General features: G+C 56.3%; 7 protein-coding genes. 4 read left to right on the forward strand and 3 right to left on the reverse strand.

Going from position 1 to position 3693, the window contains the following annotated elements; translation table 11 throughout:
* The 4 genes from modA to J4F31_12430 all read left to right on the forward strand — a co-directional run.
* A partial coding sequence (gene modA, locus J4F31_12415; protein ID MCE2497356.1) for a molybdate ABC transporter substrate-binding protein occupies positions 1-554 on the forward strand: 554 nt, incomplete at its 5' end.
* Positions 555-584: 30 nt separating this feature from the next.
* Complete coding sequence (gene modB / locus J4F31_12420; GenBank protein ID MCE2497357.1) at positions 585-1238, forward strand: molybdate ABC transporter permease subunit; 654 nt, start codon at positions 585-587, stop codon at positions 1236-1238.
* Positions 1231-1641, forward strand: coding sequence for an ATP-binding cassette domain-containing protein (locus J4F31_12425; protein ID MCE2497358.1), 411 nt, complete (start codon positions 1231-1233; stop codon positions 1639-1641). The genes modB and J4F31_12425 overlap by 8 nt, the downstream gene beginning before the upstream one ends.
* Entirely contained in the window at positions 1608-2288 is a 681-nt protein-coding gene (locus J4F31_12430) for a TOBE domain-containing protein (protein ID MCE2497359.1), read from the forward strand. Before J4F31_12425 ends, J4F31_12430 begins: the two co-directional genes overlap by 34 nt.
* A gap of 33 nt (positions 2289-2321) precedes the next feature.
* On the opposite strand, the gene J4F31_12435 is transcribed toward J4F31_12430, so the two are convergent.
* The 3 genes from J4F31_12435 to J4F31_12445 form a co-directional block, all read right to left on the reverse strand.
* Positions 2322-2690: a hypothetical protein gene (locus J4F31_12435; GenBank protein MCE2497360.1), complete on the reverse strand. Its 369-nt coding sequence runs from the start codon at positions 2688-2690 to the stop codon at positions 2322-2324.
* Between the two features lie 89 nt (positions 2691-2779).
* Positions 2780-3253: a M67 family metallopeptidase gene (locus J4F31_12440; GenBank protein ID MCE2497361.1), complete on the reverse strand. Its 474-nt coding sequence runs from the start codon at positions 3251-3253 to the stop codon at positions 2780-2782.
* 138 nt (positions 3254-3391) lie between these two features.
* On the reverse strand, positions 3392-3693 hold a 302-nt coding region (locus J4F31_12445), incomplete at its 5' end, for a ThiF family adenylyltransferase (GenBank protein MCE2497362.1).

The following is a 3693-nucleotide window of genomic DNA, read 5'->3' on the forward strand; positions in this document are numbered from 1 at the left end:
GCGCCCCGTTCGACGTGTTCTTTTCCGCCGACGTCACGCGTCCGAAGTTGATGGAAGAAGAAGGGGTTGCGGTTCAAGGGAGCCGGTTTACGTATGCGGTGGGACGACTGACGTTGTGGAGTCCCGGTCCCACCATGATCGAGGGAAATGGAACATCCATGCTGTTGAGCGACCATGTCGAGCACGTGGCCATTGCGAATCCCAAGACCGCGCCGTATGGCGCCGCTGCAAAGGAAGTCTTGCAGGCACTGGGACTTTGGGAACGGCTTCAGGACCGGCTGGTCCGTGGAGAAAATGTCGGACAGACGTTCCACTTCGTGTTCTCGAAGAATGCTCAACTGGGATTCGTCGCCCTTTCGCAGGTGTTTGGTCCCAAAGTCAACGGGTCCGGCAGCCGATGGGACGTGCCGAAGCATTTGCATGCCCCTCTCCGGCAACAAGCCGTTCTGTTGCGAAACGGTCAACGGAACGATGGCGCACGCGCGTTCCTGGACTACGTGAAAGGGGTCACGTCCCGGAACATCATTGAACGATTCGGGTATGGCTTGGAATGATCGAGGCCGGGGAGTAGCAGGATGAACGTCATGGATTGGGGCCCGTTATGGCTGACCTTGCAACTGGCAGCGGTGACCGTGGTCGTGTTGTTGCTGGTCGGCACCCCCCTGGCATGGTGGTTGGCGTTCACGCGCTCGCGGCTTAGGACTCTGGTAGAGGCAATCGTGGCGCTTCCCATTGTTCTTCCACCAACCGTGCTGGGTTTCTATCTGTTGATCGCACTCGGTCCCCATGGTTTGATCGGCGGCCCATGGAAAGACCTCACCGGCTCGGCGCTCTCCTTTACGTTTACGGGGTTGGTCATCGCCTCGACGTTCTATTCGCTCCCTTTTGTCGTGCAACCCCTGCACGGAGCGTTCGAGGCAGTAGGCAAGAAGCCACTGGAAGCGGCCTGGTCGCTGGGAGCCTCGAAGCTGGATGCCTTTTTTACCGTGGCGTCACCCATGGCGATTCGAGGATACCTGAGCGCCGTGGTATTAGGCTTTGCCCATACGCTCGGCGAGTTCGGCGTGGTGCTGATGGTTGGCGGTAATATTCCAGGCGTGACCAAAGTCCTCTCCATTGCCATCTACGATCACGTCGAGGTCCTTGAATATACCCAAGCCCATGTGCTTTCGGCCGTGCTCCTTATCTTCAGTTTTCTCATTCTGACGATCGTGTATACGGTCACGTCTCATGAATAGACTCGACGCACGATTCCTCATCGACTATCCCGGGTTTCGTTTTGACGTGACTTGCACGGTCCCGCTTGAAGGGACGATAGCGGTATTTGGGTCGTCCGGGAGCGGCAAGACCACGCTGTTGAGGTGCATAGCCGGTTTAACCCGCGCGCCTTCGGGGTTTCTTCAGTTCGACCAGGAGGTTTGGCAAGACGACGCTCGTGGGATTTTTCTTCCGGTCGAACGCCGGCACGTCGGGGTCGTTTTTCAGGAAGCGCGCCTGTTTCCGCATCTCACCGTCACGCAAAACCTCAAGTACGGAATGAAACGCAGCCATCCCTCCCGAGTGAGTTGTTGGACCTTGAGCCGCTCTTTCAGCGCCGGGTGCCACACTTGTCGGGCGGTGAGCAGCAACGTGTGGCAATAGGAAGAGCGCTGTTAACCAGCCCGCAACTTTTGTTGATGGATGAACCCTTGGCCTCTCTCGATCAACAACGAAAAAAGGAAATCGTTCCCTATCTTCAGAGACTGAACCATGAATTGCGCATTCCCGTTCTGTACGTCAGCCACGACCTTCATGAAATGCTGCAGCTCGCCCATCATATGATTCTGCTGAAAGAGGGGAGAGTGGCGGCGACGGGGCCGATTCAGGAAGTCTTCGCCCGGTTGGATCTGCCGGAGTTGGTCGAATCGAACGTGGTCGGGGCTATTCTTGAAACGCGGATTGCCGAGCATGAACCGCAATTCGGATTGACACGGGTTGAATTTTTGGGACACTCCCTGTTTCTCCCCCAGCAGGCGCTGCCTCCAGGTGCGCCGTTGCGGGTGCAAATTCTGTCACGTGACGTGAGCCTGGTGGCGGGCGCCCCTCCTGAGACAAGCAGCGTGCTGAATACCCTGGAGGCGACGATTGTCGAGGTCGGCGAGTCCCCGAGCGATCAGTATGCCGTTGAAGTGAAGCTGGACGTGGGTTGTCCGTTGTTGGCCATGATTACGAGAAAATCTTACCAGCAACTCCGGCTGCGACCCGGACAAAAGGTGCATGCGAATTTCAAGGCGGTTGCTCTGAATTAGCCGCAGTTCCCGGTGAACGTTCCACTCGTGGAATCATTTCTTTTTTGCAGGCGGTACGCATTGTTTGCCGTCAAACACGGGGCAGGCTGAATCACCGCTTGCCAATTTCCATAACTTGATGATCGGCGGGTGGGGTTTTCCTTGAAAGACGACCACAACGTCGATCAGCCCACCGACGGGCAGCTTGGAAATATGAGGCATTGCCGCCTCGCTGGCTTTGAGCCAAAGAATACCGCTCCCGCTGTTGATCAGGATAAAGCCTTTATCCGGAACCACGCGGATGATCGGGCTGTAAAACCCTCCTTCTTTGCCCGGTTCATCGGAAAAAGCCCAACCCAGTGAGGCCGTTGACACGAAAAGAACGATGAGTAACGGAAGGATGAATGCAAGAGGACGGAACATAATGAATCTCCTTGTTAATGGGGAGAAAGAAGTTTCCGCATTATCTCAACTTGGACAGGGGATGTCTAGAACAGCGCAACATGAAGTCGTTATCGGCGTTCGACGGGAACTTCGGTAGCCGTCGAATCCTGGATGCGATACGCGCGGATGACGGGAGTCGTCTTATCCTGGAGGGAGATGATGACGTGAACGGGTTCGGGTATATTGAGTTTTTCCCGGTAGCTCTCAAATTCCATGGCGATTTTAATATCCGTGATAGACGGGCGAGCAGGGCTGAAGGTATGCGAATGATAAAAGGCCCTCAGGGTGACGCCTTTCTGACGAATGTCCTTTTGCGCTTGTGACATTTCCTGGGCATCCATTTGGAAGGCGATATCGGCCCGTTCCTCCGGTGACAGTTGTTTGAGGTCTGACAGTTTCGCCTGATCGAAGCGGGCCAGTTCGGCTTCACTCATGTTGGCCAGGATGTTGGTAATGCGATAATGCTCGGTAATGACCTGGTCCGCGCCGGCCAGAATGCCGCAGCATTCATGAGGGTCCAGGGCCCGCGCATGCGCGATCATGTCTTCCCAAATGTCTGAAGGAATCGAAAGCATGGCGATCAGAAGCCGGTCAGCGTGTTTGTGGTGTCGACGGTGCGGACGTTCGGGTCGCCAATACCAATCCGGAGAGGATGAACGGCCGGCATGAATCCATTCCCGTTACACGCTGCATGAGACGTGATGTTCTTCCAGCGCGGTAATCGTCGGGGTGGCGCTGCAGAGCGGGCAGCGGGGATCCTTGGGGCGCCCGACGCTGCGGAATTTCATTTCGAGGGCATCGTAGATCAACAAACGGTCCGCGAGAGTATCGCCGATCTCCAAAATTTCCTTGACGGCTTCATTGGCCTGCAAAATACCGATGGTGCCCGCGAGGACCCCCAATACCCCGGCTTCCTGGCAATTGGGGACCAATCCGGCGGGAGGCGGTTCAGGGTAGAGACACCGATAGCAGGGGTAGCCTT

The organism is Flavobacteriales bacterium (assembly GCA_021296215.1).
Taxonomy (GTDB): Bacteria; Bacteroidota; Bacteroidia; order Flavobacteriales; family ECT2AJA-044; genus ECT2AJA-044.